This window comes from Roseomonas alba, from assembly GCF_019430885.1.
In the GTDB taxonomy this organism is placed as follows: domain Bacteria; phylum Pseudomonadota; class Alphaproteobacteria; order Acetobacterales; family Acetobacteraceae; genus Neoroseomonas; species Neoroseomonas alba.
Window position 1 is genome coordinate 24,333 of sequence record NZ_JAHYBZ010000003.1, and the last position, 21,227, is coordinate 45,559.

The 21,227-nt window shown below is 68.9% G+C and carries 19 protein-coding genes; 7 read left to right on the forward strand and 12 right to left on the reverse strand.

Annotated features, from left to right (window positions below):
* Positions 1-160: 160 nt before the first annotated feature.
* On the forward strand, positions 161-796 hold the full coding sequence (locus KPL78_RS08890; protein ID WP_219762587.1) for a LysE family translocator: 636 nt from the start codon (positions 161-163) through the stop codon (positions 794-796).
* Positions 797-943: 147 nt separating this feature from the next.
* Here the strand turns inward: KPL78_RS08890 and KPL78_RS08895 are convergent, their stop codons facing one another.
* Entirely contained in the window at positions 944-1,759 is an 816-nt protein-coding gene (locus KPL78_RS08895; RefSeq protein ID WP_219762588.1) for a lipase family protein, read from the reverse strand.
* Between the two features lie 259 nt (positions 1,760-2,018).
* Between KPL78_RS08895 and hemP the strand changes: the two genes are divergently transcribed.
* Positions 2,019-2,180, forward strand: a complete 162-nt coding sequence (gene hemP, locus KPL78_RS08900) for a hemin uptake protein HemP (protein WP_219762589.1) — start codon at positions 2,019-2,021, stop codon at positions 2,178-2,180.
* A gap of 137 nt (positions 2,181-2,317) precedes the next feature.
* Here the strand turns inward: hemP and KPL78_RS08905 are convergent, their stop codons facing one another.
* From KPL78_RS08905 to KPL78_RS08940, 8 genes are read right to left on the reverse strand one after another with little or no spacing between them, the layout of a single operon-like run.
* On the reverse strand, positions 2,318-2,746 hold the full coding sequence (locus KPL78_RS08905) for an aminotransferase class IV (protein ID WP_219762590.1): 429 nt from the start codon (positions 2,744-2,746) through the stop codon (positions 2,318-2,320).
* The gene (locus KPL78_RS08910) at positions 2,727-3,260 is read right to left on the reverse strand and encodes an aminotransferase class IV (RefSeq protein WP_219762591.1); all 534 of its coding nucleotides are present in this window, start codon (positions 3,258-3,260) and stop codon (positions 2,727-2,729) included. The genes KPL78_RS08905 and KPL78_RS08910 overlap by 20 nt, the downstream gene beginning before the upstream one ends.
* 8 nt (positions 3,261-3,268) lie before the next feature.
* Positions 3,269-4,528: an NAD(P)/FAD-dependent oxidoreductase gene (locus KPL78_RS08915; protein ID WP_219762592.1), complete on the reverse strand. Its 1,260-nt coding sequence runs from the start codon at positions 4,526-4,528 to the stop codon at positions 3,269-3,271.
* Positions 4,525-5,688, reverse strand: coding sequence for an NAD(P)/FAD-dependent oxidoreductase (locus KPL78_RS08920; RefSeq protein WP_219762593.1), 1,164 nt, complete (start codon positions 5,686-5,688; stop codon positions 4,525-4,527). The genes KPL78_RS08915 and KPL78_RS08920 overlap by 4 nt, the downstream gene beginning before the upstream one ends.
* A 15-nt stretch (positions 5,689-5,703) precedes the next feature.
* Positions 5,704-6,498 carry an amino acid ABC transporter ATP-binding protein gene (locus tag KPL78_RS08925; RefSeq protein ID WP_219762594.1) on the reverse strand — a complete coding sequence of 265 codons (795 nt, stop codon included), beginning with the start codon at positions 6,496-6,498 and terminating at the stop codon, positions 5,704-5,706.
* Positions 6,491-7,156 (reverse strand): amino acid ABC transporter permease, encoded by a 666-nt coding sequence (locus KPL78_RS08930; RefSeq protein ID WP_219762595.1) that lies wholly within the window; start codon positions 7,154-7,156, stop codon positions 6,491-6,493. Before KPL78_RS08930 ends, KPL78_RS08925 begins: the two co-directional genes overlap by 8 nt.
* A 6-nt stretch (positions 7,157-7,162) precedes the next feature.
* Entirely contained in the window at positions 7,163-7,828 is a 666-nt protein-coding gene (locus KPL78_RS08935) for an amino acid ABC transporter permease (protein ID WP_219762596.1), read from the reverse strand.
* 6 nt (positions 7,829-7,834) lie between these two features.
* Positions 7,835-8,710, reverse strand: coding sequence for a transporter substrate-binding domain-containing protein (locus KPL78_RS08940; protein WP_219762597.1), 876 nt, complete (start codon positions 8,708-8,710; stop codon positions 7,835-7,837).
* A 254-nt stretch (positions 8,711-8,964) separates the two neighbouring features.
* Between KPL78_RS08940 and KPL78_RS08945 the strand changes: the two genes are divergently transcribed.
* The gene (locus tag KPL78_RS08945; protein ID WP_219762598.1) at positions 8,965-9,975 is read left to right on the forward strand and encodes an Ldh family oxidoreductase; all 1,011 of its coding nucleotides are present in this window, start codon (positions 8,965-8,967) and stop codon (positions 9,973-9,975) included.
* On the forward strand, positions 9,972-12,263 hold the full coding sequence (locus KPL78_RS08950) for a xanthine dehydrogenase family protein molybdopterin-binding subunit (protein ID WP_219762599.1): 2,292 nt from the start codon (positions 9,972-9,974) through the stop codon (positions 12,261-12,263). Before KPL78_RS08945 ends, KPL78_RS08950 begins: the two co-directional genes overlap by 4 nt.
* A 116-nt stretch (positions 12,264-12,379) precedes the next feature.
* Here KPL78_RS08950 and KPL78_RS08955 read toward each other — a convergent pair whose 3' ends face one another.
* Positions 12,380-14,479: a hydantoinase/oxoprolinase family protein gene (locus tag KPL78_RS08955; protein WP_219762600.1), complete on the reverse strand. Its 2,100-nt coding sequence runs from the start codon at positions 14,477-14,479 to the stop codon at positions 12,380-12,382.
* Between the two features lie 5 nt (positions 14,480-14,484).
* Positions 14,485-16,140: a hydantoinase B/oxoprolinase family protein gene (locus KPL78_RS08960; RefSeq protein WP_219762601.1), complete on the reverse strand. Its 1,656-nt coding sequence runs from the start codon at positions 16,138-16,140 to the stop codon at positions 14,485-14,487.
* A 103-nt stretch (positions 16,141-16,243) separates the two neighbouring features.
* On the opposite strand from KPL78_RS08960, the gene KPL78_RS08965 reads away from it, so the two are divergent.
* The gene (locus tag KPL78_RS08965; protein WP_219762602.1) at positions 16,244-17,146 is read left to right on the forward strand and encodes a LysR family transcriptional regulator; all 903 of its coding nucleotides are present in this window, start codon (positions 16,244-16,246) and stop codon (positions 17,144-17,146) included.
* A gap of 388 nt (positions 17,147-17,534) precedes the next feature.
* Here KPL78_RS08965 and KPL78_RS08970 read toward each other — a convergent pair whose 3' ends face one another.
* Positions 17,535-18,551, reverse strand: a complete 1,017-nt coding sequence (locus KPL78_RS08970) for an enoyl-CoA hydratase/isomerase family protein (protein ID WP_219762603.1) — start codon at positions 18,549-18,551, stop codon at positions 17,535-17,537.
* A gap of 84 nt (positions 18,552-18,635) precedes the next feature.
* On the opposite strand from KPL78_RS08970, the gene KPL78_RS08975 reads away from it, so the two are divergent.
* Positions 18,636-19,739 (forward strand): ABC transporter ATP-binding protein, encoded by a 1,104-nt coding sequence (locus KPL78_RS08975; RefSeq protein WP_219762604.1) that lies wholly within the window; start codon positions 18,636-18,638, stop codon positions 19,737-19,739.
* Between the two features lie 40 nt (positions 19,740-19,779).
* Positions 19,780-20,823: an ABC transporter substrate-binding protein gene (locus KPL78_RS08980; protein WP_219762605.1), complete on the forward strand. Its 1,044-nt coding sequence runs from the start codon at positions 19,780-19,782 to the stop codon at positions 20,821-20,823.
* The last annotated feature ends 404 nt before the right edge of the window (positions 20,824-21,227 follow it).

The following is a 21,227-nucleotide window of genomic DNA, read 5'->3' on the forward strand; positions in this document are numbered from 1 at the left end:
GACTTGGTGCCCTGCGCCAATAGTAGGACCAGCGGAGAAGCGGGTTTCGGGCCCGGGGCCCTGGACCCATCGGGTCCCGCAGCGACCATCAACATGCCTGATGCCATGCATCAGACCAATGCGTTGGACGAATGGGCGGAGGCCACGCATCCCATTGCCCATGCCTGTCGATCCGAATCTCCTCGCCGGTTACCTCCTCGCCTGCGTGGTCCTGGTGCTGACACCGGGGCCGGACATGGCCTTCGTGCTGGCACAGACGCTGTCGGGCGGCGCGCGGCGCGGCTGGGCGGCGACGCTCGGGGTCTTCTCAGGGGCCTCGGTGCATATCCTGGCCGCCGCAGCGGGGGTCGCGGCGTTGGTGGCCGCACATCCGGGCCTGTTCACCACACTGCGGATCGCGGGGGCGCTCTATCTGCTGTGGATCGGCGTGCAGGCCATTCGCGCGGCACTGCGGGGCGAAGGCGGGCTGGTCGCGGAGGCCGCCGCGCCTGGCAGCTTCGCCACGGCCTGGCGGCAGGGCTTCCTGACCAATCTGCTGAACCCGAAGGTCGGGCTGTTCTTCCTCGCCTTCGTGCCGCTTTTCGTCGATCCGGGCCGCAGCCCCGCCTGGATGCAGATGCTGATCCTCGGCCCGTTGCTGCCGCTGATCTCGGTGCCGTTCTTCGCGGTCCTGATCGCGGGTGGCTCCCGCATTGCCGCTCGGCTGCGGAAGTCCCGGGTGAGCCGCTGGCTGGACGGGGTGGCGGGAACACTGTTCCTCGGCCTCGGCCTGAGGATGCTGGCCGGCGCGCGCTAGCCGCCGGAGCACTCATTCCCGCGATGTCCCGGCCCTATCCGGGCAGTCACGCCCTTTCCCCCCGCGCCACAGTGCAATTCGAGGTTTCCAAAGGCCTTTCGGCCTTTGGTGGGGTGGTTTGGAGGGGCAATGCCCCTCCAATTCCTTTCAGCACTCCCCTCCGCCCAGCGCGTCGAGCCCCGCCCGCAGCACCGCCACCGGATCCCGTCCCGGCCCGCGGCTGACGCTCGCGATATGGCTGCCCGGCAGCACGACGTGCCGCGCCCCGGGGATCAGCGCGCTGTCCACAGGCACCAGCCCGTCATTGGGGCCGTAGCCGCGCTTTTCCATCCATTGCGCGGCGGCGAGGTGCAGCCTCTCCCGCCCGTGGGCCTGGCCTTCGCTGAGTTCCGTCGCCAGGCAGGCGACCGGCAGGGCGGCGAGCAGCCGGGCGATCGGCGCCTCGGCCGCGGCCATCCAGGTGCGACGGGCGCCGGTGGTGAGGTCGCGCACACCTTCCCCCGACCCGATGCGCAGCAGCCGGGCGAGGCCGCCCGCCGCGGCCTCCAGCGGCTTCGCTCCGATGACGAGATCAGCGATCGGGCTGCCGAAGAAGGGCGACTGCATGGCGAGGAAGCCCAGGCAGCGCGCCTGCGCCGCGGGGTCGAGCAGGGCCGCCAGAGCCTCCAGCCCGCCCTTGCTGTGGGCGATCACCAACGCGGGTTCCGCGTCGTCGAGGATCACGGCGCGCAGGCGCGCGGCATTGGCCGAAATGGCCTCCGCGGTGCGCAGATTGACGACGCAGGGCTTGGCGCCCTCGCTCGACAGCCACTCGGCCAGGGGGTGCATGTATTCCAGCCCAAAGGGGCGAAAGGCGGCCACCACCTCACCCATCAGCCCATAGACGAGCAGGACGCGGCGGCCCCGCAGGGTGATGGCCTCGGGTCGTATGGCCGGAGAGTCGCCGACACCAGGATTCTGCATGCCGATGGTGGCGGCTCCTCGCTGATCGCAGCGTTCTGATTCGCCGCGCTGTCACTATTTCGACGCGGCGCGAAACCGGCAAACGGCCCACCGCAATTCGCTATTGCGAATCATTCTTAATAACTCTAGCTTCTGGCCACGCCGTCGGGAGAACCCCTTCCCGCGCCCGTAAGACAAAGGAGAGCCACGTGTCCAACCGGTCCTGGGCCGTCGCCATGCGCCGGGCCCCGTGCGACGAGCCGTGCCGGAGTGCCCCAGCATGATCGCCGAAGCCGAACTCGCCCCCGCATCCGACCAGCCGGTGCCGGTGGTCAACAGCGCCGACCTCCTGGGCTCCGCGCGGGAGATCACGATCCTCCATGGCACCGAGGCCTACCGCCTGCGGCTGACCCGCCACGGCAAGCTCATCCTGACGAAATAGCGGTTCCCCCCCGGACGACCGCCTCATCGCCAGCCAGCACGCCCGAAGCCAGCCAGCCAGGCATCCGACCACTCCGAGCGACCGCGCGGGTCGGGGCCGGAGGCGCCCTTCCCATTCCGGCACGACGGCGGCCGCCGCTACATCGTCATCGCCTCTCCGTCCTTCAGCGCATCGTAGAGCCCGCGCAGCTTCGCCGTCGTCGGGCCGGGCAGCGACAGCGGTAGGCTGCGCCCGTCGATCGCGCGCACCGGCGTCAGCCCGCCGAAGGTGCCGGTAACGAAGGCTTCCTCAGCGCCACAGACGTCCATCAGGGTGAAATTCCCCTGGCGCAGCGGGATGCCGTGCCGCTGGCACAGCATGATGACATTGGCCCGCGTGACGCCGTTGAAGCAGTAGTCGCCCGTCGAGGTGCAGACCTCCCCATCGCGCACGAAGAAGAAATTCGTCGCGTTGCAGGAGGAGACGAAGCCGTGCGGGTCGAGCATCAGCGCCTCATCCGCGCCAACGCGGATGGCCTGCAGCAGCGCGGTGATCAGGTTCAGCCGGCTATGCGAATTCAGCCGCATATCGAACATGTCGGCGGGCGAGCAGCGGATCGAACATGTCGGCGGGCGAGCAGCGGATCGACGACGTCGCGAGCGACAGGCCCTGGGCGACGATATCGGGGCTCGGCTGCTTCCACTCGGCGACGATGACGACCGTCGCGGGGCCGATGGCGTGGCGCGGATCCTGGTTCGGCGCCTTCTTCAGCCCGCGCGTGACCATCAGGCGGATATGCACCCCGTCCTGCATGCCGTTGGCGCGCAGCGTGGTCCACAGCGCCTCGGTCAGTTCCGCGCGTGTCATGCCGATGTCGAGGTCGATGGCCGACGCGCCGGCGTAAAGGCGGTCCAGGTGACGGTCGAGGAAGCACAGCCCGCCCTTGTGCAGGCGCAGCCCCTCCCACACGCCGTCGCCGAGCACGAAGCCGGCGTCGAAGATCGACACGCGCGCCTCGTCGCGCGGGACCAGGGCGCCGGAGAGATAGACCTTCACCGTCGCATTGCGCGGATCGGCGGCGAAATCCTGGCTGCCTTTCATGGCGGCTCCTATGCCCAGACGGGGCCCTGGAAACGGGTGGCTCGGAAGGGGGTGAGGTCAAGATTGCTCGCCGTATCGGTGGCGAGGTCCGCGACCAGCCGCCCGGTCGTCGCGCCCCAGGACAGGCCCATATGGCCGTGCCCGAAGGCGTAGATCACATTGGGCGCCTGCGTCGCGCGATCGATCACCGGCAGCGAGTCCGGCAGGCCAGGGCGATGGCCCATCCAGAACGTCGCGCCCCCGGTATTGATGCCGGGAAACAGTTCGCGCGCGCCTTCGATCAGCTTGCGGGCGCGGTCCCAGTTGGGCGGAGCATCGAGGCTCGCCAGTTCCACCGTGCCGGCGAGGCGCAGCCGGTCGCCCATCGGCAGCACGGCGAAGCCGCGTTCGGTGTGGGACATAGCGTGGCGCGGCATGACGCGCGGATCGGACAGGACGACGTGGTAGCCGCGTTCGCTTTCGAGCGGCAGGCGATCGCCGAGCAGCTTCGCCAGACGATGCGACCAGGCGCCGGCGGCGATGACGATGCGGCTGGCCGGGAGCACGCGGCCACCCTCGAGCGCCACGCCGCTGACGGTGGGGCCGTCATGGGTGAAGGCGGTGACCGTGCCGGCGACGACAGTCCCGCCGCCGCCACGGAAACAGGCTTCCAAGGCACGCATCAACGCGACAGGCTCGATCACCGAGGAGCGATCAGCGGAGGCGACGGCGAACTTGATCCCATCGCCGAGCGTCGGTTCCAACGCATGCAGCGCGTCACGGTCGAGCAGCTCGAAGTTCAGCCCGGCCTTGACGCGCATCTGCCAGCGCCAGCCTTCGGCCTCGAACTCCTTGCGCGAGGGATAGAGCCGCAGATGCGGCCCCGGCTGCACCAGCGCCCCCGCGCCGGCGGCTTCCAGCAGCGGCTGATAATCGAGATGGATGCGGTCGTTGAGCGACACCATGGCGGCGGAGATCGCCTCGACCCGGTCCATCCGTCCCGCGCGCAACAGCCGGATCAGCCAGGGCGCGAGCCGCGGCAGGTAGCGCCAGCGGATCGCCAGCGGCCCCAGCGGGTCCATCAGCCAGCGCGGCACCCTGGCTGGCGTGTCGGGGCCGGAGAGCGGCACCACCTCCCCCACCGCGAATTGCCCGGCATTGCCGAAGGATGCCGCGCGCTCCGGATCGCCCGGATCGACCAGCATGACCGCCAGGCCGCGCCGCTGCATCTGCAAGGCCGAGCACAGCCCGATGAAGCCGCCGCCGATGACGACGACGGGCGCGGTCATGCCTTGGGCCCGTCATCCGGGATGGGCGTACCGTCCACGATGCGGCGGTAGGAGAAGCGCGAGAGGTCGATGGAGCGGAAGCCGCCATCGAGGATCAATTCCTTCACCGCGCGCCCGACTGCCGGCGCGTGCTGCAAGCCATGGCCCGAGAAGCCGGCACAGAGCAGCATGTTCGGCACGCTGTCGATCCAGTCGATCACTGGATTCCCGTCGAGGTGATTCATGTCGTAATGCCCGACCCAGCCGCCGCGCGGCTTGATGGTCTCGAAGGCCGCGCATTGCTCGGCGAGTTGCGGCCAGAGCTGTTCCTCGAAGACGTCGTGCTGGAGTTCCCAGTTGAAGCCCGGCGGTTCGCCGAAATTGGTGTGGCCGCAGAGATAGACGCCGGAATGCTGCCGGAAGGAGAAGCCGTTCAGGTAGCGGATCGCCGGGAAAGTCTCGACGGGATCCTGCGACAGGAAGTGGAATTGCTGGCGGCGCATCGGCGCGATGGGCACCGTCACGCCGACCATGGCGCAGATATCCGCTGCCCAGCAATTGGCGGTGTTGATGACGATCTCGACCGGCAGGGTGGCGCCGGATTCGAGCCGTGCGAGGGCCACCTTGTTCCCCGCCATGTCGAGCGCGACGACGCGATCCTTGAGATAGGTGATGCCGAGCCCTTCCGCCGCCCGGCGATAGCCCATCAGCGCGGCATTCGGGTCGATCTGGCCGTCGCCGGGGGACAGGGCGCCGGCCTCCGCACCCTTGAAGGTAAAAGAGGGGTAGCGGCGGCGCAGTTCCGCGACGTCGTGGATGTCCACCTCGACGCCGAGTTCCTTCTGCATGCGCACATTGGCTTCGAGGGAGGCGATCGCCTCCGCGCCCTCGACAAGGAAGAGGTAGCCGATGCGATGGAACTGCGGATCGAAGGTGACCTTGCCGCCGACGACGTGTTGGTCGAAGGCCGAATAGACGGTGTCGCCATAGAGCGACATCTCGACATTCTCCGGCACCGCGTGCTGGAGGCGCACACCGCCCACCGCGCGCGGCGTGGCGGCGAATTCATAGGTCGGATCGGGCTCCACCACCGTGACATCGGCGACGACGCCGGCACGCGCGAGCGAATAGGCGATGGCGGACCCCATGATGCCGCCGCCGATGATGACGATGCGCCGCATTTGCGCGGATCTCCTTCAGAGGCCGCCGCCGGGTTCAGGCAGGCGGAACAGGGTATGGCTGCGCAGGAAATCGCGCGTGCGCTCGCGCTGCGGGTTCAGCAGGACCTGCTGCGGCGTGCCCTGCTCATGCACCTCCCCGCCTTCGAGGAAGATGACGCGATGCGCGACGTTGTAGGCGAAGCCCAGCTCGTGGGTGACGACGAGCATGGTCATGCCTTCCTCCGCCAGGCGCCGCATCGACAGCAGCACCTCGCCGACCAGTTCGGGATCAAGCGCCGATGTCGCCTCATCGAACAGCATCATCGATGGTTCCATGGCGAGCGCGCGGGCGATGGCGACGCGTTGCTGCTGACCGCCGGACAGGCGCGCGGGATATTCACGTGCCTTCTCGAGGATGCCGACGCGGCGGAGATTGTCATGCGCCAGCGTGCGAGCGGCATCCGCCGACATGCCCCGCAGCTTCATTGGCCCGATCATGACGTTGCCTTCCACCGTCATGTGCGGGAACAGGTTGAATTGCTGGAACACCATGCCGACACGGGCACGCAGCGCGTTCAGCTCGGCGTTGGAGTAGGCCATGACACCCGGCTTCGTCGTCGCGCGTCCGACCAGCTTGCCTTCCACGGTGATGCGGCCTTCGTTCGGCATCTCCAGGAAGTTCACGCAGCGCAGCAGCGTGCTCTTGCCCGACCCGGACGCGCCGAGGATGACAACCGTCTCCCCTTTCTTGACGGAGAGGTTGATGCCGCGCAGCACATGCAGGGGTCCGAAGCGCTTGTGCAGGTTCTCGACGCGCAGAACCTCAGACATGGCGGCGCAGCCTCCTTTCCAGGAACGACGACAAGAGGCTGACGAGGGTCAGCAGGACGATGAAGAAGGCACCGACCGCAGTGTAGCTCTCGATAGGGCGGAACTCCTGGTCGCTCAGCACCTTGGCCGAGTAGAGCAGCTCGCCATAGGCGATGGTCGAGGCGACGGTGGTCGTCTTGACGATCTCCATCACCTGGTTGGTCAGCGGCGGAATGACGTGCCGCACCGCCTGGGGCAGCACGACCCAGCGCATCAGCGCGACATGCCCGAAGCCAATGGCGCGCGCGGCTTCCCATTGGCCCTTCTCGATCGATTGGATGCCGGATCGGAAGATCTCCGCGAGATACGCCCCGGCATAGAGCGAGATCGCCACCGAGGCGGCGACGAAGGCGTCAGGCTGCATGCCGGTCAGGATCGGCAAGGCGAAGTAGCACCAGAAGATCTGCACCAGCACCGGAATGTTGCGGAAGAACTCGACATAGGCGGTGCCGATGAAGCGCATCGCCGCCGATCGCGACAGCCGCGCCGAAGCGAAGACCAGCCCAAGCACAATGCCTGCGGCCACACAGGCCGCAGCCAAGCGCAACGTCGCCATCAGCCCGCGCAGGATGAAGTCGCGCTGGTCGAGCAGGAAGGCGAAGTCCCATTCATGGTCCATGCGGCGCTACTCCGGCACCGCGAAGCGGTGTTCGGCGTAGCGCACCAGGCGGCTCGCCAGGAAGATCACCACGAAGAAGAACAGCGCGACGACGGTGTAGGTCTCGATCGGCCGGAAGGTCTCCGACGACACGCGCGAGGCCATTTGCACGACCTCCGCATAGGAGACGACGGCGGCGAGCGAGGTCGCCTTGAACAGCTCGGTCAGCCGCGTGAAGAAGACCGGGATCATGCGGCGAACCGCCTGCGGCAGGATGATGTAGCGCAGCGTCATCGCCGGCCCCATGCCGAGCGCCTTGGCCGCCTGCCATTGCCCCGGCCGGATGGATTGGATCCCGCCGCGGAAGACCTCGGCCATATAGGCGCCGGTCTGCAATCCGAGCGTCAGCGACACCGCCGTGAAGGTGTCGAAATCGACGCCGACCAGCAGCGGGAAGGCGAAGAAGAACCAATAGATCAGCACGATCGACGGCGAGGTGCGGAAGACATCCGTATAGATCACCGCAAGCCAGGAAATCACCGGCAACCGCGACAGCCGCAGCAGCGCGACGAGCAGGCCGAGAGGGATGGCGATGAGTATCGCCATCCCCGCCAGGCGGAAGGTGCCAAGGGCACCTTCCAGCAGCAGGCCACTGTGACGGAAGACCGCCGCGAAATCCCACTCGTAGCCCATGCGGGGCTACCAGGCCTCGCGCTGGATCGCCGTCGCACGGCCAGGTTCCAGGCCGCGGAAGGTCATGAACTCGTCGTAGAAGGTCTGGGTCAGGCCGGAATTGTAGTAATAGGCGACGACCGTCGAGAGGTAGTTCGCCCAGCGGCTATCCGCTTCCTTGCGCACGCCGGCACCGGCCGGCACGGCGACGACGGGACGCGGGATCAGCGTCTTGCCGCTGCGCAGCCGAGCGATGGCGAGGTCCGATCCCGGCGCCGTCAGGAAGGCCGCCTGGATACGGTTGGACTGCCAGGCGGCGAGCATCTCGCCGGTCTGCTGGTAGCGCTGGATGTTCGCGCGCGGCGACAGGCGCGTCAGCGTCTGGTCGGTCGAACTGCCGAGCACGACGCCGCAATTCACCGCCGGATCGCTGATCTCCGCCCAGGTGGTCGGCGCGAAGTTGTTCTTCGCCAGCGCCGCGACCGGATACCAGAGGATGGGCGCGAAGACGAAGTCGATCGCGAGCGCCCGCTCGGGCGTCGGATCGAGGATGAACATGGTGTCGATCTGGTTGGCCTGCAGCGCCGCGACCGCGGTGCCCCAGGTGACCTCCACCATCTCGAGCTGCACGTTCATCGCCTTGGCGATCGCATCACCCAGGCGCGGGCCGATGCCGCGCCAGGTGACGTCACCGATCTTCACCCCGCCGGGCGCGGCGTTGTTCGTGGTATCCTTGTAATACCAGGGCTCCGTCAGCGCCGCGCCGACGCGCAGCCGCTTCGTCGACATGATCTGGTCCCAGGTCGATGCTGCCGCCGGCTGCGCCTGGGCGGCACGTGCGCCGAGCAGTCCGCCAGCCGCGGCGAGCCCCGGCAACAGGCGTCGGGTGAAGGGTGTTTGCATGGTTCAAGCCTCCTCGATCTACGCCCCGCGGCACCGGCCGCTGCGTCGGTCATGGAGCGGGATCCGCGCGGCCTTCCGATGCCGCCGAGCGCCCGCCTTGCTGAAGCCGCGTCGTCTCCCGACGGCAACGGTAGTCGCATCGCGGGCGGCTCGCCTATCCCCTCCGAAGTTTTTTTCCGCATCGTCGTCGCGGCCCTGGAAACCACGCGGCGTGATGGCATGCTGCGCTGCGTGCAGCGATCGGGAGACCCCGCGTGATCATCACCGAAGCGGCGCTGGGCGCCCTCATCGCCCGGGCCTTCGAACGGCATGGCATGACCCCGCACAACGCGGCCATCGTTGCCGGCGTGGTGGCCGCGGCCGAGCGCGACGGCGCGGCGAGCCACGGGTTGCTGCGCCTGGACGGCTATATCGCCACGCTGAACAGCGGCTGGGTGAATGGCGAGGCGGTGCCGGTGGTGACACAGCCCGCGCCGGCGATCCTCGCCGTCGATGCCTGCAATGGCTTCGCGCAAGTGGCGCTGGCCGCGGCGCGGGAGCAGGCAATCGCCACCGCGCGGCGCGAAGGTCTCGCCGCGATCTGCATCCATGACTCGCATCACTTCGCGGCGCTGTGGCCGGATGTGGAGCCCTTCGCCGAACGCGGGCTGATCGCGATCGCGATGGTGAACGCCCGGTCGCGCATCGTGATCTGGGGCGGGAAGCGGAAGGTGCTCGGCACCAACCCCATGGCTTTCGCCTGTCCGCGCAGCGACGGGCCGCCGGTGGTATGGGACCAGGCATCGAGCCTGCGCGCGCAGGGCGAGGTGCTGAAGGCCCGCGTCGAAGGGCATGCGGTCTCGGAGGGTGTGGGCCTCGACGCAGAAGGCGTGCCCACCACCGATCCGGCGAAGATCCTCGATGGCGGATCGCTGCTGCCCTTTGGCGCGCATAAAGGCGCCGGCATTGCCTTCATGGTCGAGGTGCTGGCCGCCGCCATGACCGGCGGGCGCTTCGGCTTCCAGGATGATTCGCCGAAATTCCCCGGTGCGCAGACCTCGCGCGCGGGGCAATTCCTGCTGCTGATCGACCCGTCGCGCGGGCCGGGCGGCGACGCACCGTCCCGCATCGCCGTGCTGGTCGCCATGCTGCGGGAGGCCGGATCGGACCGACTGCCGGGCGACGAACGCTGTCATCGGCGTGCCCGCGCGGTGGAGGATGGCATCGCGATCCCGGATGCCACATATGCCAAGCTATGCAAGCTGGCCGGAGAGGAAGAGGCATGAGCGTGCCGGAACGTGGCGTCTCGCGCCGTCGTCTCGAGGATGATCGCTTCCTGCGTGGGCAGGGGCGCTATGTCGACGACCTGGACGCGCCCGGCGCGCTGCATGGCTGGGTGCTGCGCTCGCCGCATGCCCATGCGCGCATCCTGTCCATCGACACCGATGCGGCGCGCGCCATGCCCGGCGTGCAGGCTGTGCTGACGATCGAGGATCTGGAGGCGGAGGGCATCGGTTCCCTCCCCTGCGTGGCGAAGATCGCCAGCGAGGCGCCGCTGATCATCCCACCGCGGCCCGCTTTGGCCGATGGCGCGGTGCGCCATGTCGGCGACCCGGTCGCCTTCGTGGTGGCTGACAGCGTGAGCCTCGCACGCGACGCCGCGGAAGCGATCTGGGTCGAGTATGACACGCAGGATGCCGTGACGGATGGCGCGGCCGCGCTCGCCGCCGATGCGCCGCTGCTGTGGCCGCAGGCGCCGGGCAACCTCGCCTTCCGCTTCCGCAAGGGCGATGCGGCCGCCGTGCAGGCAGCGATGGCGAAGGCGACGACCATCGTCTCGCTGGATCTGGTGAACAACCGCGTCACCGCCGCGCCGATGGAACCACGTGCCGCCGTCGCGTCCTACGACGCCGCGACCGGCAGCTTCCTGCTGGAGCTCAGCGGGCAGGCGGTGCATCCGATGCGCGACCAGCTCGCCGACGACATCTTCCACATGCCGCGCGACCGCATCCGCCTCGTCGCACCGGATGTCGGCGGTGGCTTCGGCGCGAAGAACTTCCTGTTTCCGGAATACGTGGTGCAGATGGTCGCCGCGCGACGGCTCGGCCGCCCGGTGCGCTGGGTCGCGGAACGCATGGAGGATTTCGTCAGCACCACCCATGGGCGCGACAACCTGACCCATGCGCGGCTCGGTCTGGACGGTGAAGGCCGCATCCTGGCGCTCGACGTGCAGACTGTGGCCAATCTCGGCGCCTACCTCTCGGCGAGCGGGCCGGGCAGTTCCACCAATGCGCCGGGTACGGCGATGGGTGGACTCTACGACATCCCTGCAGTGCACATGGATGTGCGCGGCGCCTTCACCAACACCGTGCCGATCGACGCCTATCGCGGCGCCGGCAAGCCGGAGGCGAACTACATCATCGAGCGGCTGATCGACCTCGCCGCGCGACGCATCGGGCGCGATCCGGTCGCGCTGCGCCGACAGAACCTGATCGCCGGCTTCCCGCATCGCACGGCGATGGGCATGTCGATCGATTGCGGCGAGTTCATCACCAATGTGGATCGCGCCCTGTCCGCCGCCGATGCCGACGGGTTCCCGGCCCGGCGCGCCGATGCGGCGCGGCGCGGCATGCTGCGCGGGCTCGGCGTCGCCTGCTTCCTGGAAACCTCGCGCGGCGCGCCAGGCGAATGGGGTGGCGTGCGGTTTCGTGCCGATGGCGGCATCGACCTCGCCACCGGGACGCAGAACAACGGGCAGGGGCTGGCGACCAGCTTCGCGCAGGTTGCCGCCGATCTGCTCGGCCTGCCGGTCGAGACCTTCCGTCTCGTCCAGGCGGATACCGCGCTCGTCCCGCATGGCCACGGCCATGGCGGCGCGCGGTCCATGCATATGGGCGGCGAGGCGCTGGTGCGCGCCATCGATGCGGTGATCGCGAAGGCGAAGCCGCTGGCCGCGCAGTTGCTGCAATGTGCGGAGGCCGATCTGGACTTCACCGATGGCCGCTTCGGCACGGCGGATGGGCGCGGCATCGGCCTGCTCGATGTCGCGCAGGCGGCGCGCGAAGCGGGCGGGTCCATCGATGCCGAGGTGGACAGCGACCTCGACCTCGTCACCTTTCCCAATGGCTGCCAGGTTGCGGAGGTGGAAGTCGATCCCGAGACCGGGCTGGTGCGCCTGCTGCGCTACACCGCCGTCGACGATTACGGCCGGCTGGTGAATCCCATGCTGACCATCGGCCAGGTGCAGGGCGGCCTCGCTCAGGGCATCGGCCAGGCGATGGGCGAGGAAATCGCCTACGACCCCGCGACGGGGCAGATCCTCTCCGCCTCGCTGATGGATTACTGGCTGCCGCGGGCGGAGGACCTTCCGCCGCTCGACGTCACCTGCATCGAGGTGCCGACGCGGTCCAACCGGCTCGGCGTGAAGGGATCGGGACAGGCGGGCTGCATCGGTGCGCCGCAGACGGTGGTGAATGCAGTGCTCGACGCGCTCGCGCCGCTTGGCATCGCGGCGATCGACATGCCTCTGACGCCTGCCAGGGTCTGGCAGGCGATCCGGTCGGCCGGTCCCTGACACGTCGCGCATCGGCATCGTGAAGTTCCTTCTTCACGCGCCGCGCTTCTGGCACTCCCACACCCCGTTCTGCGACGGGTAACGCCCGGCGTGTTGTCCACGCCGGGCGCTTCACATCAGGCGAGCTCGATCACCAGGTTCAGCGTGTCGTCGACGCGGACCGTGCTGTCCGGACCGACGACGCAGGTCGATTCACGCTCCTCGATCAGGGCCGGGCCCGACAGCGTCGCGCCGCTGCGCAGGGCGTAGCGGTCATAGACCGGGCAGTCCTGCCAGCCCGCGCCCTCGAACAGCACGCGGCGCGTCGTGCGCGGCGTCGGGGTTTCCGGCCCGGCATCGCGCTGCACGGCGCCAGCCAGGTCGATGGTCCAACCCGGCGCGGCACAGGCGAGACGCCAGCTCAGCGCCTCGATCGGGTTCTCCTCGATCACGCGCTCGAAGCGGTCGCGGTAGTTCTCAAAGAAGGCGCTGCGGATCGTCGGCACATCGGCATCCGACAATTCGAGGCCCGGCAACGGCACCGGGATCTCGAAGCCCTGGCCGACATGGCGCATCTCGGCGACCGGGCGGAAGGTGATCTCCTCCGCCTTCGCGCCGGCCTCGGTGAGGAGTTGCGTGCCGATCGCCTTCATCTCGGCGAACAATCCGTTCACCCGCACCCAGTCGATGCGCTCCAGCCGCGCCACATAGGACCGCACCATGTCGGTCGCCGGCGGCGCGACGAGGAATCCAAGCGCCGACGCCACGCCCGCCCCCAGCGGCACGACCAGCGTCTTGATCTTCAGCAGCCGCGCGAGATTCCAGGCATGCACCGGCCCCGCGCCGCCGAAGGCGATCATGGTGTAGCGGCGCGGATCCTTTCCCTTCTCGGCGAGGTGCATGCGCGTCGCGGAGGCCATGGTCTCGTCGACGATGCGCTGCACGCCGAGGGCGGCTTCATCGACGCCGATGCCGGTCTCGGCCGAGATGCGCGTCTCGAAGGCCTTGCGCACCGGGTCGAGGTTCAGCGCCATCTCGCCGCCGAGGAAGTAGGCCGGATCGAGGCGACCCAGCACGAGGTCCGCATCGGTTACCGCGGGCTCCGTGCCGCCGCGGCCGTAGCAGACCGGCCCCGGCTTCGCGCCGGCGCTGCGCGGGCCGACCTTCATCAGCCCCGAACCCGGATCGATGCGCGCGAGCGATCCGCCACCCGCGCCGATCTCGATCATGTCGACCACCGAGACCTTCAGCGGCAGGCCCGACCCCTTCTGGAAGCGGCGCACGCGGCCGGCCTCGAAGTCGAACTTGTGGTTCGGCTCATGGTCGTCGACCAGGCACATCTTCGCCGTGGTGCCGCCCATGTCGTAGGACACGACATGCTTCAGCCCCGCGAGGCGCGAGATGAAGGCCGCCGCCATGGCACCGGCCGCCGGGCCGGATTCGATCAGGCGGATCGGGAAGTCCTTCGCCTCGCGGACGGTGGTAATGCCGCCGCCGGAGAGCATGATGTAGAGATTGCCGCGGAACCCGGTGGATTCCAGCGTGGACTGCACCCGGTCCAGATACCGCGCCATCAGCGGCTGCACATAGGCATTGGCGCAGGCCGTCGAGCTGCGCTCGAACTCGCGGATTTCCGGCGCCACCTCCGCCGACAGCGAGATCGGCAGCTTCGGGTAAAGGCTGCGGATGATCTCGCCGGCGCGCTTCTCATGCTGCGGCGCGTGGTAGGAATGCAGGAAGCCGACGGCCAGCGCCTCGACCCCCTCGCCTTCCACGAGTTGCTTCGTCGCCACCGCGACAGCTTCCTCGTCCAGCGGCTTCAGCACGCGGCCATCGGCGCCTATGCGCTCGGGGATTTCGAGGCGCAGCGCGCGCGGCACCAGCAGCGTCGGGGTTTCGAGGAACAGGTCATAGAGGTCGTAGCGCGTCTCGCGCCCAATCTCGATGCTGTCGCGGAAGCCGTCCGTGGTCAGCAGCCCGACCTTCGCACCCGTCCGCTCGATGATGGTGTTGGTGACCAGCGTCGTGCCGTGGATGACGCTGTGCACGTCCCCGGGCTCCAGCCCGGCCTCACGCAGGATGCGCGCGATGCCGTTCAGGATGGCCTCGGAGGGATCGTCCGGCGTGGTCAGCAGCTTGCCGGTGCGCACGATGTTGCGCACCGGGTCGTGCAGGACGAGGTCCGTGAAGGTGCCGCCGACATCGACGCCGACGCGCGCAGAAGCAGTGGTGGTCATGCGCGTCACTCCACGCCGTAGATGGTCTTGGCCGCCTCGGCCGAGATGTAGCCGTGGCGCAGGTCTTCCTTCACCGCCTCCGGCGCGCGCTTCTTCGGATCGCCAAAGCCGCCGCCGCCCGCATAGAGCAGCAGCACGGACTGGTGCGGCTCGATCGAGGTTCGCGACTTCGGATGCGGCTTCGTCCCGTCGCCGAAGGTGATCACCGAGGGCCCGCCAGGCAGGCCGCCCAGGATGCCGCCGGCCGGGTTGTCGTGACGGTCGGACAGCAGCGACAGCCGCGCGGCCTTGTCGCTGTCGAGTTCCAATTCGATCTCCTGCCCCAGCCCGCCACGGAAGGTGCCGGGTCCGCCGGAATCCACGCGCAGCTTCTTCTTGCGCACGATGATGGGGGCGACGGATTCATAGGCCTCGATCGACCCCGCGCCGACATTGGTCGGGAAGGCCGTCGCGGACATGCCGTCCTTGTGCGGGCAGGCGCCCATGCCGCCGGAAGCGAACAGCACCTGGCTGAAGCTGTCGCCATCCGCCTTGGTGCCGCTGAACAGCGCGCGCATCGTCGGCGCGCCGCCGCAATCGGCGATGACCTTGGTCGGGATGACCTGCGACAGCGCCTGGTAGATCGCGCCCGCCAGCAGATGCCCCGTCAACTGCCGCGCGCTGACCGGTGCGGGATAGAGCGGGTTCAGGATCGACCGCTCCGGCGCCGCCACCGTGATGGCCTGGTAGGACCCCTCATTGCGCGGCGTGAAGGGATCGAGCGCGCATTTGATCGGATAGACCGAATAGGCGTGCGTGTAGTTCATCACGCAGTTGATGCCGCGATCGATCTGCGGCGAGGTGCCGGCGTAGTCGATGTGCATCGTGTCGCCCTTCACCGTCACGGTGCAGGCGATGCGCGTATGCTTGTCGTCGAAGCCATCCGCCGTGATGACGGAGGACCAGCTCCCGTCCGGCACCTCGGCGATGGCGCGGCGCATGGCGCGGTCGGCGCGCTCGCTCAGCGCGGCCGAGAGTTCCTGGAGGTCCGGCAGGCCCGTATCCTCGAGGAATTCCGCGACGCGGCGCGCGCCGACCTCGGCCGCGACCACCTGCGCCTGCAAATCGCCCAGCACCTGGCGCGGCACGCGCACATTGCCGAGCAGGATGTCGAGCAACTGCTCGTTCCACTTACCCTCGCGCAGCAGGCGCGACGGCGGGATGCGGATGCCTTCCTCGAAGATCTCGCGGCAATCGGCCGACCACAGCGCGCCGCCGACATCCGGCGAATGCGAGATCGACCCCGAGAAACCGACCAGCTTGCCGCGGTGGAAGATGCCCGTCGTCACCGTGAAGTCCGGCAAATGGCCGGTCGCCAGCCACGGGTCGTTGGTCACGACCACGTCGCCCGGCTTCCAGGTCTCAGCCGGGTAGCGCTTCAGGAAGTCCTTCGTCGTCTTCGGCAGGATGCAGGAGAAGGAGGCGAGGCCGCCGGTGTTCTCCGACACCGAATTCCCGTCGCGGTCCATCAGCACCGTGGCGAAGTCGTTCGATTCCCGCACGATGGTCGAGAAGGCGGTGCGCAGCAGGCCCGTGGCCGCCTCGTCCGCCGCCGAGATCAGGCGGTTCCAGTAGATTTCAAGCGTGATCGGGTCGAGGGCCGCCGCGGGCGCGTCGTTCATCGCCGTCCTTCCGGATGGTTGCGTCGCATCAGTCTAGGAACGGCTGGCGGGTGGCTTCCAATATGGCTTGCGTTGAAATCCATATGTCATACGAATGGATCGCATGGAGCTGCGTCACCTCCGCTATTTCGTCGCCGTGGCCGAGGAACTGCATTTCGGCCGCGCCGCGGAACGCCTCGGCATCTCCCAGCCGCCGCTCAGCCAGCAGATCCGCGCGCTGGAGGAGGAGCTGAAGGTGCGCCTGTTCGACCGCACCAGCCGCTCCGTCACCCTGACCGAGGCCGGGCGGCTGTTCCTGGCCGAGGCGCGCACCACACTCGACCAGGCCGAGCGGGCGCGGCAGACCGCCATCCGCGCGCATCGCGGCGAGATCGGGGAGGTCACCGTCGGGTTGTTCCCCTCCGCCCTGCTCGCCGAGCCGGTCGCCGCCACCATCCTCAGCTATCGCGACCGGCATCCCGGTATCCGCCTCGTGCTGCAGGAATTCGCGGTCTACGCCGCCGTGCGCGCACTGGCCGCCGGCCGGCTGGAGGTCGCCTATCTGCGCTATCCCACGCGCCCCGAAGTCCCGCCCGGCTTCGCCCTGGCCGAGGTCATGCGCGAGCCGATGATGCTGGTGGTCCATCGCGACCACCGCCTGGCACGCAGTGAAGGCCCCGTCCCCCTGAAGGAACTGGCCCAGGAACCCTTCATCCACTTCTCCCGCCGCTCCGACGCCGGGCTTGCCGAGCACGTCGCCTCGCTCTGCGCCGCTGCGGGCTTCGAGCCGCGCATCGAGCAGGAACTCAGCCAGAACGGGTCCATCCTGTCGCTGATCGGCACCGGCATCGGCCTGTCGGTGCTGCCGCGGTGCCTGTGCCGGTTGACCCTGCCGGAACTGCGCGTGCTGCCGATCGCGGAGACCTCGGCCGTGTCACGCATCTGGATGGCGTACCGTCGCCGCGGCGGCGGGTCCGCGCTGCGGGCTCTGATCGATGACGCGCTGAAGCGGATCGGGCGGGGGTGACGAGGCGCCGGCTTGGGAAGGGCGGAACCGGGAAGGGCTCTGCCCTCCCCGGACCCCACCCGCCAAAGGCCACAGGGCCTTTGGAAACCTTGACTTGGTTCCGCGCAATACTGTCGCAACGGGCGTCAGATGGTGCACTCAGGCACGAAGATGCGCTGAGTGCCCCTTGTGCCCGGTGCCCCTGGCTTCCGGCAGGTCACTTTCTGCGGCCTGGCATCGAAAGTCGAAGCAACGGGACAGCGCGCTTCACGCCCAACGCCCAGGCACCGCGCCCGTCCTGGCATTGCGAGCCGCGTGCCCTACCCGGCGCCAGGTATCGGTTTCCAAAGGCCCTGTGGCCTTTGGTGGGGAGAGGTCCGGAGAGGGGCAAAGCCCCTCTCCGGCCCACCTACGCGAACATCTTCGCGATCGCCGCCGGATCGACGTCCTCGATTCGCGCCGGCTGCCACTTCGGCGCGCCGTCCTTGTCCACCAGCACGGACCGCACGCCTTCGACGAAATCCGGGTGCTCGTTCACCACGACGCGGGTCAGCGCGAGTTCCGTCGCCAGGCACCCGGCCAGATCCTGTTCCGCGCCGCGCTTCAGCAGTTCCAGCGACACGCAGAGCGAGGTTGGCGACATCCGCCGCAGGATCTTCGCCTGGGCGGCGGCCCATTCCGTGCCTTCCGCGTCCAGCGCGGCGAGGATCGCGGCCACGCCGTCCTGGCCGAAGCACCGGTCGATCGCCTCGCGATGCGACGCGAAGGAGGCTTCCGGCGGCGTCACTGCGAATTGCGTCACCGCGCCCGCGCCTTCGGCCAGCAAGGCGGCGCGCAGGCCCGGCAGGGCATCGCGCGGCACGAAATGCGTGGCGAGGCCGGCATGCACGGAATCCGCACCCGTCAGCCGCGCGCCGGTCAGTGCCAGCCAGATCCCCACCTTCCCGGGCAGGCGCGGCAGCACATAGGACGTCCCGACATCCGGGAAGAGCGCGATGGCGGTTTCCGGCATGGCGACCAGCGCGTGCTCGGTGACGACACGCGGGCCGTTATGCACGGCGACGCCGATGCCACCGCCCATGCAGACGCCGTCGATCAGGCTGATCCAGGGCTTGGGGAAGGTCGCGATGCCGGTGTTGACCGCGTATTCCTCGGAGAAGAAGGCCTCGACCGCCGCGCGGTCGCCGGCGATGGACGCGGCGCGCACGGCGCGGACATCGCCACCGGCGCAGAAGGCGCGGCCGCCGGCGCCTTCCAGCACGACCAGGCGGATGGCCTCATCGTCACGCCAGTCAGCAATGGCCGCGGCGAAGTCGCGGATCATCTCCAGCGTCAGGGCGTTGAGGGCCTTGGGGCGGTTCATCAGCAGGGTGCCGGCAAGACCCTCCCGCTTCGCGATCAGGCTGGGTTCGGTGGTCTCGCTCATGGTCCTGGGCTCCCTCGTACCGGCAGGGGCGTTACCGGGGCGGCCGGGCGTTGACAAGCCGGCCCAGCCGCCGAAGCTGGGGCCATGGCCGAAACGCTGGTGCGCTTCGAAGGCGTGCGGAAGACCTATGGTGCCGGTGGGCCCGCCGCGGTGCAGTCGCTCGACCTCGACATCGCGCGGGGGGAGCTGCTGACGCTGCTCGGCCCGTCCGGGTCGGGCAAGACCACCACGCTGATGATGCTTGCGGGCTTCGAGACGCCGACCGAGGGCCGCATCCTGCTGGAAGGCCGCGACATCGCGCATACGGCGCCGCACCGACGCGGCATCGGCGTGGTGTTCCAGTCCTATGCGCTGTTCCCGCACATGACGGTGGCGGAGAATGTCGCCTTCCCGCTGTCCGTCCGCGGTGTCGGCCGGGCCGAACGCGACGACCGCACGCGCAGGGCGCTGGCCATGGTACGGCTGGACGGCTTCGCGGACCGCCGGCCGGTGCAACTTTCCGGCGGGCAGCAGCAACGTGTGGCCCTAGCCCGCGCCATGGTGTTCGAACCGCCCATCGTGCTGCTCGACGAGCCGCTGGGCGCGCTGGACAAGGCGCTGCGCGAGGAGATGCAGCTCGAGATCCGCCACATCCACCAGCGGCTGGGCGTGACCATGATGTACGTCACGCATGACCAGGCGGAGGCCCTGACGCTGTCCGACCGCATCGCGGTCTTCGAGGGCGGCCGCATCCGCCAATGCGCCGACCCGACGATGCTCTACGACCGGCCGGCCGATGCCTTCGTCGCCGGCTTCGTCGGCGAGAACAATTTGCTGCCGGGCATCGTCGCCTCGCGCGATGGTGATGAGGTCAGCGTGCGGCTGCGCTGCGGCCCCGTGGTGACCGCCCAGGCCGCGGATTGCGGCGGCACCGGCGAGGCCTGCCTGGTCGCCATCCGCCCCGAACGCATCGCCGTGGCCGATGCCGATGCCTCGGATCTCGGCGAGCGCGCGCAGCCGGCGACGCTGCTCGAGGCGATCTTCCTCGGCGACCATGTCCGGCTGCGCCTGGCCTTCGACGAGGGCGGCGAGGTCCTGTCCAAGCGCCCCGCCGGCATCGGCCGCCTGCCCGCCCCCGGCGGGCCGATTTCCATCGCCTGGCCGGAAGGTGCTGCCGTCGCCTTCCGTGACGCCTCGACCAAGGTCTAGAATCCCCACCGCAGCCGAACGCCACGAAGGAGACGACCCCATGAAACGCCGGACCATCCTGAAGGGCGCCCTCGCGGCGACGGCCTTGCCGGGGGCGGCGCAGGCGCAGGGCCGCGACCTCACCGTCGTCTCCTGGGGTGGCGCCTATCAGGACGCCCAGCGCGAGGTCTATTTCCGTCCCTTCCAGCAGGCCACGCGCACTCGCCTTCTGGAGGAAACCTGGGACGGCGGCATCGGTGTGCTGCGGTCGCGCATCGCCTCCGGTGCCAATACCTGGGACGTGGTGCAGGTGGAGAGCGAGGAGCTCCTCATCGGCGCCGATGAAGGTCTGTTCGAGCCCATGGACTGGGCCGCGATCGGCGGCAAGGACGCCTATATCCCCGAGGCGGTGAACGACTTCGGCGTCGGTGCGATCCTCTATTCCTTCATCATCGGCTACGACCGCGCCCGCACGCCGCAGGGCCCGACGAACTGGGCGGATTTCTTCGACACCACGCGCTTCCCCGGCAAGCGCGGCATGCGCAAGGGTCCGAAGACGACGCTCGAAATGGCGCTGATGGCCGATGGCGTGCCGCCGAGCCAGGTCTATCAGGTGCTCGGCACGCCGGCGGGCGTGGACCGCGCCTTCCGCAAGCTGGAGACCATCAAGGCCGACCTCGCCTGGTTCGAGCGCGGCTCGCAGCCTCCGCAATGGCTCGCTGCGGGCGAGGTGGCGATGACCGTCGCCTACAATGGCCGCATCTCGGCCGCGAATGCGACGGATGGGCGCAATTTCGCGATCGTCTGGACCAACAACATCTTCACCCTGGATTCCTGGGTGATCATGAAGGGCAGCCCGAACAAGGCGCGCGCGCTGGAGTTCCTGAAATTCGTCGGCCAGCCCGCCGTGCAGGCGGAACTGCCGCCGAAGATCCCCTATGGCGTGACCGCGAAGGGCGTGAACGAGAAGCTGCCCGCCAGCCTGCTCGCGGACCTGCCGACGGCGCCGCAGAACCTGGAAAGCGCGCTGCACCTGAACGACCAGTTCTGGCTCGACAACCTCGACCGGCTGACGCAGCGGTTCAACACCTGGGTGTCGCGGTGAGAGCCGGAATAGGACGCCGCTCTCGTCCCGTTGCGGGCAGGGGCTGATTGGTCTCCGTGCCGCCGCTGAGGATTGGGGGGGCTTTGCCCCGCAGGCGCGAGGATCGTGGCGTTGGCGCATCAGGGAAGGGCTCTGCCCTCCCCCGAACCCCCACCCGCCAAAGGCCGAAAGGCCTTTTGAAAACTCTACCTGATGCCGGGCGCCACAGGCAGAATGCCGCCGAGACCCGCTCTTGCGCCCGAAACGCGCTGGAAGGGCGGAGACTGCCCGATGCGCCCAGCAACACATGATTACGCTCCAAGTGCTCCAAGCACCCGGGGCACCCATTGGCGTTGCGAAGCAACGTCAATCGGACCCCGTTGGCGGGGTGAGGTTCGGAGAGGGGCGGCGCCCCTCTCCGATAC

Bases quoted from the DNA above. Each gene is read 5' to 3' on its own strand.
- KPL78_RS08910 (WP_219762591.1), bottom strand. From the start codon at position 3,260: ATGAAAGGCAGCCAGGATTTCGCCGCCGATCCGCGCAATGCGACGGTG.
- KPL78_RS08980 (WP_219762605.1), top strand. From the start codon at position 19,780: ATGAAACGCCGGACCATCCTGAAGGGCGCCCTCGCGGCGACGGCCTTG.
- KPL78_RS08935 (WP_219762596.1), bottom strand. From the start codon at position 7,828: ATGGGCTACGAGTGGGATTTCGCGGCGGTCTTCCGTCACAGTGGCCTG.
- KPL78_RS08915 (WP_219762592.1), bottom strand. From the start codon at position 4,528: ATGACCGCGCCCGTCGTCGTCATCGGCGGCGGCTTCATCGGGCTGTGC.
- KPL78_RS08950 (WP_219762599.1), top strand. From the start codon at position 9,972: ATGAGCGTGCCGGAACGTGGCGTCTCGCGCCGTCGTCTCGAGGATGAT.
- KPL78_RS08925 (WP_219762594.1), bottom strand. From the start codon at position 6,498: ATGTCTGAGGTTCTGCGCGTCGAGAACCTGCACAAGCGCTTCGGACCC.
- KPL78_RS08920 (WP_219762593.1), bottom strand. From the start codon at position 5,688: ATGCGGCGCATCGTCATCATCGGCGGCGGCATCATGGGGTCCGCCATC.
- KPL78_RS08905 (WP_219762590.1), bottom strand. From the start codon at position 2,746: ATGCGGCTGAATTCGCATAGCCGGCTGAACCTGATCACCGCGCTGCTG.
- KPL78_RS08930 (WP_219762595.1), bottom strand. From the start codon at position 7,156: ATGGACCATGAATGGGACTTCGCCTTCCTGCTCGACCAGCGCGACTTC.
- KPL78_RS08940 (WP_219762597.1), bottom strand. From the start codon at position 8,710: ATGCAAACACCCTTCACCCGACGCCTGTTGCCGGGGCTCGCCGCGGCT.
- KPL78_RS08895 (WP_219762588.1), bottom strand. From the start codon at position 1,759: ATGCAGAATCCTGGTGTCGGCGACTCTCCGGCCATACGACCCGAGGCC.
- KPL78_RS08975 (WP_219762604.1), top strand. From the start codon at position 18,636: ATGGCCGAAACGCTGGTGCGCTTCGAAGGCGTGCGGAAGACCTATGGT.
- KPL78_RS08955 (WP_219762600.1), bottom strand. From the start codon at position 14,479: ATGACCACCACTGCTTCTGCGCGCGTCGGCGTCGATGTCGGCGGCACC.
- KPL78_RS08970 (WP_219762603.1), bottom strand. From the start codon at position 18,551: ATGAGCGAGACCACCGAACCCAGCCTGATCGCGAAGCGGGAGGGTCTT.
- hemP (WP_219762589.1), top strand. From the start codon at position 2,019: ATGATCGCCGAAGCCGAACTCGCCCCCGCATCCGACCAGCCGGTGCCG.
- KPL78_RS08965 (WP_219762602.1), top strand. From the start codon at position 16,244: ATGGAGCTGCGTCACCTCCGCTATTTCGTCGCCGTGGCCGAGGAACTG.
- KPL78_RS08960 (WP_219762601.1), bottom strand. From the start codon at position 16,140: ATGAACGACGCGCCCGCGGCGGCCCTCGACCCGATCACGCTTGAAATC.
- KPL78_RS08890 (WP_219762587.1), top strand. From the start codon at position 161: ATGCCTGTCGATCCGAATCTCCTCGCCGGTTACCTCCTCGCCTGCGTG.